Genomic DNA, 6685 nt, shown 5'->3' on the forward strand with positions numbered 1-6685 from the left:
GTGACGGCGAAATAACGCGGCAGGCCTTGACCTTCCAATGATGGTAAGGTCCACAGTACAGTTGTCGCGCCCCGTGCGCCTTGCCGGATTTCGTCCATGTCCACACCTGCGTCGTCCCTGAGTCCCGTCCCGAACACCACGCCGAATGCCGCCCGGAATGCCGTCGGCGGGGCCGAGTGGCGCCTGCCTGTCGAGGGCATGACCTGCGCGTCTTGCGTGGGCCGCGTCGAGCGTGCGCTGGCGAAGGTGCCCGGCGTGCATGACGTGGCCGTGAACCTGGCCACGGAGCAGGCCACGCTGCATGTCGAAAGCGGCGCGGCACTGTCCGCCGCCGCGCAGGCCGTGGCCGATGCGGGCTACGACGTGCCGCGCGACGAGGTCGAACTCGATATCGACGACATGACCTGCGCGTCGTGCGTGGGCCGCGTGGAGCGTGCGCTGCGGGCCGTACCCGGCGTGCAGGACGCCCAGGTCAACCTGGCGACCGAGCGCGCCACCGTAACGGTGCTGCGCGGAACGGTCGACGCCGCGACGCTTGCCGCTTCCGTGACGCGCGCCGGTTATGGCGCGAAGCCGGTGGTCGATGCGGCAGCCGCTGCGTCGGGTACGGAAGCGCGGCAGGCCGATTTCTGGTCCGGTCCGTGGCCCGTGGCGATCTCCGCCGCGCTGTCGCTGCCGCTGGTGGCGCCGATGGTCCTGGAATGGTTCGGCATCCACGCGATGCTGCCGGGCTGGCTGCAATGGCTGCTGGCCACACCGGTGCAGTTCGTGTTCGGCTGGCGCTTCTACAAGGCCGGCTACAAGGCCGTGCGCGCCCGCGCGGGCAATATGGACCTGCTGGTGGCACTGGGTACGTCGGCCGCCTATGCGCTGTCGATCTGGCAGATGTTCGATGCCGGGCCCGGCGCCATGCCTCACCTCTACTTCGAAAGCGCCGCGGTCGTCATCACGCTGGTGCGGCTCGGCAAGTGGCTGGAGGTGCGCGCCAAGCGCCAGACCGCCGATGCCATCCGCGCGCTGGCCGCCCTGCGCCCCGATACGGCGCGCGTGGTCCGCAACGGCGTGGAGCAGACTGTGCCGCTGGCGGACGTGCGCGTGGGCGACGAGATCATCGTGCGGCCCGGCGAGCGGATTCCCGTCGATGCCGAAGTGGTGACCGGCTCCAGCCAAGCCGATGAATCGATGCTGACCGGCGAGTCGCTGCCGGTGCCGAAGCAGCCGGGCGACCGCCTGACCGGTGGATCGATCAATTTCGAAGGGTTGCTGGTCGCGCGTACCGTTGCCGTGGGTGCCGAGACGGTGCTGGCCAGGATCATCCGCATGGTCGAGCACGCGCAGGCGGCCAAGGCGCCGATCCAGCGCATGGTGGACCAGGTCAGCGCGGTGTTCGTGCCCGTGGTGCTGGGCATTGCGCTGGCCACGCTGCTGGGCTGGGGCCTGGTTGCAGGCGACTGGAGCCAGGCGCTGCTCAATGCGGTGGCAGTGCTGGTCATCGCGTGCCCCTGCGCGCTGGGCCTGGCCACGCCCACCGCGATCATGGCGGGCACCGGCGCTGGTGCGCGGGCAGGCATCCTGATCAAGGACGCCGAGGCGCTGGAAGTGGCGCATCGCGTGTCGATCGTCGCGTTCGACAAGACCGGCACGCTGACCGTCGGCAAGCCCGAGGTGGTGGCGCTGCTCGCCGCCGATGGCGACGACAACGCACTGCTGGAAAGGCTCGCGGCATTGCAGGCCGGCAGCGAGCATCCGCTGGCGCGTGCCGTCGTGACGCTGGCGGCCGAACGCGGTATCGCGGCGCCCGTGGCCAGCGACGTGCGCGCACTGCCGGGCCGTGGCATTGCCGGCGTGGTGGCCGGGCAGGCGCTGCAACTGGGCAGCGAGGCGCTGCGCGTGTCGCTGAACGCCGATGCGGGTGCGCTGCAGGCCGATGCCGAACGCCTGCGCGGCGAGGGGCGCACGGTATCGTGGCTGATCGACGCCGCGGCGCATTCGGTGCTGGGGCTGGTGGCGTTTGGCGATGCGCTGAAGCCGGGCGCGGCGGCCGCCATCGCACGGCTGCGCGAGGCCGGCATCCGCACCGTGATGCTGACCGGCGATAACGCCGGCGCGGCGGCTCGGGTGGCCAGCGTGCTGGGTCTGGACGACGTGCAGGCCGAGGTATTGCCCGAGGACAAGGCCGCCCGCGTGACGGCGTTGCGGGCTGACGGCAATGCCGTGGTCGCGATGGTGGGTGATGGCATCAACGACGCGCCGGCGCTGGCGGCGGCCGATGTCGGCATCGCGATGTCCACGGGCACCGACGTGGCGATGCACGCCGCCGGCATCACGCTGATGCGTGGCGATCCCGCGCTGGTGGCCGATGCGCTGGCGGTGTCGCACCGCACCGTGCGCAAGATCCGCCAGAACCTGTTCTGGGCCTTCATCTACAACGTGATCGGCATACCGCTGGCCGTGGCGGGGCTGCTCAATCCGGTGGTGGCGGGCGCCGCGATGGCGTTTTCCAGTGTCAGCGTGGTCAGCAACGCGCTGCTGCTGCGCCGCTGGCATCCGCTGGCGGGCCAGCAAGCGAAGGAGTCGCGATGAATATCGGAGAAGCGGCGGACGCCTCGGGCGTATCCGCCAAGATGATCCGCCACTACGAATCGATCGGCCTGGTCGATGCGCCGCCGCGCAGCGAGGGCGGCTACCGCCGGTATGACGAACGCGCGGTGCATACCTTGCGCTTCGTGCGGCGCGCCCGTAATCTCGGTTTCTCGCTCGACGAGATCCGCAACCTGCTGTCGCTCTGGCATGATCGCGGGCGGGCCAGCGCCGACGTGAAGGCGCTGACGCTGCGGCACGTGGCGGAACTGGAGGTCAAGATTGCCGAGCTGGCCGCCATGCGCGACACGCTGCGCGCACTGGCCGAGGCCTGCAGCGGCGACGACCGGCCCGATTGCCCGATCCTGTCCGACATGGCGTCGGAGGCGTCGGGTTGTCCGGCGTGCCATTCCTGACCGCGGGCAAGCCATCCGCAGCATAACGACGAGCAGGTCCCAACAAGGAGAGATTGGGATGAACGAACCTGTGACCGCCCTTGCGCTGGCTTGCGCGCCAGCGCCCGCCGTCGCGCCGGCCGAATCGCGCCAGCGCATGCGCGATGGCACCGAACTGCTGCTGCGTACCTGGCTGCCCGATCCGCAGCACTTTCCCGACCCCCTTGGCACCGTCCTGCTCGTGCATGGACTGGCCGAGCATGGTGGCCGCTATCCGCATGTTGCGGCCGCGTTGTGCGCGCTGGGGCTGCGCGTACGGGCCTACGACCACCGGGGCCATGGCGCGAGCGGCGGACCGCGCATGGTGGTGCCGCATCCCGACAGCTATCTCGACGATCTGGCCGAAATCCACGATGCCGCAGTGCGGCAATGGCACGAACTGCCGATCGTTCTGGGCCACAGCATGGGCGGCCTGGTGGCCGCACGTTTTGCGACGGCTCGCGTGCGGCCGATCCGGGCGCTGGTCCTGTCGTCGCCGGCCCTGGCGTTGAAGTTGTCCAGCACTATGCTCACGCTGCATCGCGTGCTGCTGGCACTGGCGCCACGTATGCGTGTGCCGAATCCCATCGACGCCCATCTGCTGTCGCACGACCCCGAAGTGGCGCGTGCCTATCGTACCGATCCGCTTGTGCAGGGTACGATCAGCGCCAGCGTGCTGGAGTCGTTCCTGCACGGCATGGCGCAGGCGCAGGCTGACGCGCCGCGGCTGGAGGCGTCGATGCTGATGCTGGTGGGCGGCGCCGACCGCATCGTCGATCCGCAGGGTAGCCGCGCCTTCTTCGACAACGCACCCGAGGACCTGCGCGAGATGGCGTGGTTCGAGAGCGGCTTTCACGAGATCTTCAACGAAGCCGAGCCGCTGCGCGGTGAAGTCTTCGCGGCACTGACCGACTGGCTTCGCCGGCACCTGGAGAATCCGGCAAAGCCCTGACGACGGCCGCTGCCAAGTCGTGCGATGATGCCCGGCATTCCACAAGAAAAAAAAGCGCCCTCAGGGCCGGCAAAGGAAGCAAGGGATATGGAGACGTACGACTACATCATCGTGGGCGCCGGCTCGGCCGGCTGCGTGCTGGCCAACCGCCTGACGCAGGATGCCGATGTCAACGTGCTGTTGCTCGAAGCGGGGGGCAAGGACGACTACCACTGGATTCATATTCCGGTGGGCTACCTGTACTGCATCGGCAATCCCCGCACCGACTGGCTGTACCGCACCGTCGAGGAGGCGGGCCTCAATGGCCGTTCGCTGGGATACCCGCGCGGCCGCGTGCTGGGCGGCTGCTCGTCGATCAACGGCATGATCTACATGCGCGGGCAGCGCGAGGATTACGACGACTGGGCACGCATCACCGGTGACGACGGCTGGCGCTGGGACAACGTGCTGCCGTTGTTCAAGCGCAGCGAAGACCATCATCGCGGCGCCAATGAATTTCACGGCGCTGGCGGCGAGTGGCGCGTGGAAGGACAACGGCTGCACTGGGACATCCTGGAGCGGTTCATCGACGCCGCCGAGCAGGCCGGCATTCCGCGTACCAGCGACTTCAATCGCGGCGACAACTTCGGCGTGGGCTATTTCGAGGTGAACCAGCGGCGCGGCATTCGCTGGAACACCGCCAAGGCATTCCTGCGCAAGGCGTCGGACCGGCCCAACCTGACCATCGTCACGGGCGCCCAGGTCAGCGGCCTCGTGTTCGATGCGCCGGACGGCCGCCGCTGCACCGGCGTGCAGTACCTGGGCGGCGGCCAGCAGCTGGAAGCGCGGGCCACGGAAGAAGTGATCCTGGCCGCCGGGGCGATCAATTCGCCGCAAGTGCTCGAACTGTCGGGCATCGGGCAGCCGGAACGGCTGCAGGCGCTGGGCATCCGCGTGCGCCATGCCTTGCCCGGAGTCGGCGAGAACCTGCAGGATCACCTGCAGCTGCGTACCGTCATCAAGGTGCAGGGCGTGCGCACGCTCAATACGCGTGCCTCGAAGTGGTGGGGCAAGCTTGGCATCGGCCTGCAGTACGCGTTCAACCAGAGCGGGCCGATGAGCATGGCGCCGTCGCAGCTGGGTGCGTTCGCGCGCAGCGACGAGGGCCAGGCGCGCGCCAACGTCGAATATCACGTGCAGCCGCTGTCGCTGGACAAGTTTGGCGATCCGCTGCACGACTTCAATGCCTTCACGGCCAGCGTCTGCAACCTGCGGCCCACGTCGCGGGGCAGCGTGCATATCGACAATGCGGACTTCCGCCGCGCCCCGCTGATCGCGCCGAACTACCTGTCGACCGATGCCGACCGCAAGGTAGCCGCCGATTCGATCCGCCTGACCCGGCGCATCGTCGCATCGCCGGCGCTGGCCCCGTACCAGCCCAGCGAATGGCTGCCGGGTCCTGCGTTCCAGACCGACGAGCAGCTGGCGGAAGCGGCCGGCGCCATCGGCACCACGATCTTCCATCCGGTGGGCACCTGTCGCATGGGCGCCGGCGACGACCCCGATGCGGTGGTGGACAACCGGCTGCGCGTACGCGGCATCGCCGGACTGCGCGTGGTGGATGCGTCGGTCATGCCGCTGATTACATCGGGCAATACCAACTCGCCGACGATCATGATCGCGGAGCGGGCCAGCGAGATGATCCGCGCCGACCGCAAGGCACGCGCGAGCGGTGCAGCAAATACCGCTGAAATCGTCACGTCGGTGTCGGCCTAAGGGTCTTCCACGATACCTGGCGAAGCCGATGCCCGCAGACGTCGGTACGGCTTCGCACATCGGATTGCTGTCACGTCGGTAATGTATTACGCCTAGTGCAAACCCCGATGTTTTGCGACGCAGCAGGCGCACACAATAGTCGCCGGTATACGGTGCCGCAGCCTTCACTTCGCGTGCGCCTGTCCACGGTAGCCGCACCGTTCCAACCGATACCTAAAGCGGCAAACATGGCGACAAAGCGCCGAAGTTCGAACCATTGTCAGTAGCCGGGCACAACCTGGCAGCAGCAAGAGGGCGGGCAGGAGACTATGACTCAGGAAATCATCCTGGAAACGAAGAACCTCACGAAGGAATTCAAGGGGTTCACTGCGGTGAGCGACGTCAACCTGCGCGTGCGTCGCGGCTCGATCCATGCCTTGATCGGACCGAACGGCGCGGGCAAGACCACTTGCTTCAACCTGCTCACCAAATTCCTGGAGCCCACCACGGGCACCATCCTTTTCAACGGTATCGACATCACGCGCGAGAAGCCCGCACAGATTGCGCGGCGCGGCGTGATCCGGTCGTTCCAGATTTCCGCCGTGTTCCCGCACCTGACCGTGCGCGAGAACGTGCGCATCGGCCTGCAGCGCCAGCTGGGCACCGCGTTCCAGTTCTGGCGCAGCGAGCGGTCGCTCGACGTGCTCGACGCGCGCGCCATGGACCTGCTGGACCAGGTGGGCCTGACCGAGTTCGCCGAGACCACCACCGTCAACCTGCCGTACGGCCGCAAGCGCGCGCTGGAGATCGCCACCACGCTGGCGATGGAGCCCGAGCTGATGCTGCTGGACGAGCCCACGCAGGGCATGGGCCACGAGGACGTGGACCGCGTGACGCAGCTGATCAAGAAGGTGTCGGCTGGCCGCACCATCCTGATGGTCGAGCACAACATGAACGTGGTGTCGTCGATCGCCGACAAGATCAC

5 protein-coding genes are annotated in these 6685 nt (G+C 68.0%); all 5 read left to right on the plus strand.

Translation table 11 applies throughout. The features are described from left to right. The first annotated feature begins 198 nt into the window (after positions 1–198). Positions 199–2583, plus strand: coding sequence for a heavy metal translocating P-type ATPase (locus tag BLQ58_RS17890; protein WP_254776006.1), 2385 nt, complete (start codon positions 199–201; stop codon positions 2581–2583). Then, positions 2580–2996, plus strand: coding sequence for a Cu(I)-responsive transcriptional regulator (gene cueR, locus BLQ58_RS17895; RefSeq protein ID WP_029051219.1), 417 nt, complete (start codon positions 2580–2582; stop codon positions 2994–2996). Before BLQ58_RS17890 ends, cueR begins: the two co-directional genes overlap by 4 nt. A 58-nt stretch (positions 2997–3054) precedes the next feature. Beyond that, positions 3055–3966, plus strand: coding sequence for an alpha/beta hydrolase (locus tag BLQ58_RS17900; RefSeq protein WP_029051218.1), 912 nt, complete (start codon positions 3055–3057; stop codon positions 3964–3966). A gap of 87 nt (positions 3967–4053) precedes the next feature. Then, positions 4054–5721, plus strand: coding sequence for a GMC family oxidoreductase (locus BLQ58_RS17905; RefSeq protein ID WP_029051217.1), 1668 nt, complete (start codon positions 4054–4056; stop codon positions 5719–5721). A 308-nt stretch (positions 5722–6029) separates the two neighbouring features. Next, positions 6030–6685, plus strand: a 656-nt coding sequence (locus tag BLQ58_RS17910; protein WP_092600722.1) for an ABC transporter ATP-binding protein, incomplete at its 3' end; no start/stop codon positions are given.

It is taken from the genome of Ralstonia sp. 25mfcol4.1 (genome assembly GCF_900104095.1).
In the GTDB taxonomy this organism is placed as follows: domain Bacteria; phylum Pseudomonadota; class Gammaproteobacteria; order Burkholderiales; family Burkholderiaceae; genus Cupriavidus.